The sequence below is a fragment of the Streptomyces milbemycinicus genome, from assembly GCF_002154605.1.
Taxonomy (GTDB): Bacteria; Actinomycetota; Actinomycetes; order Streptomycetales; family Streptomycetaceae; genus Streptomyces; species Streptomyces milbemycinicus.
In genome coordinates, this window is the sequence record NZ_MUNE01001026.1 from 284 (window position 1) to 640 (window position 357).

At 74.5% G+C, this 357-nt stretch carries 1 protein-coding gene; it reads right to left on the reverse strand.

Going from position 1 to position 357, the window contains the following annotated elements:
• Nucleotides 1-271 (reverse strand): acyclic terpene utilization AtuA family protein (locus tag CCN51_RS58870; protein WP_425444811.1); only part of this gene is annotated, 271 nt, incomplete at its 3' end.
• Nucleotides 272-357: the final 86 nt, after the last annotated feature.

Sequence of the window (357 nt, forward strand, 5' to 3'; positions counted from 1 at the left end):
CCGCGTTGCTGACGATCCGCACACCGCGCTCCAGGGCGAGGGGCAGGGTGTCGTCGAGCTGGCGGAGGAAGGTGGTCGCGTAGCCGCGCGCCGGGTCCTTCTGGCGCTCCCGGCCGAGGATGAGCATGGTCAGCTCGGCGAGATAGTCGCCGGTCAGCACGTCGAGGGGGCCGTCGGTCAGCATCTCGCGCATGGCGTCGAAGCGATCGCCGTAGAAGCCGGAGCAGTTGCCGATACGGAGGGGCGGTGGGGTGGCCGACGCCGGGGTCATGCGCGGCCCTCAGCGGGAGGCGCCTGGCCGTGGTCGGGGCCCTCAGCCCGGCCCGGGTCGCGGCCCCTGGCGCCCTCAGCGGCGCC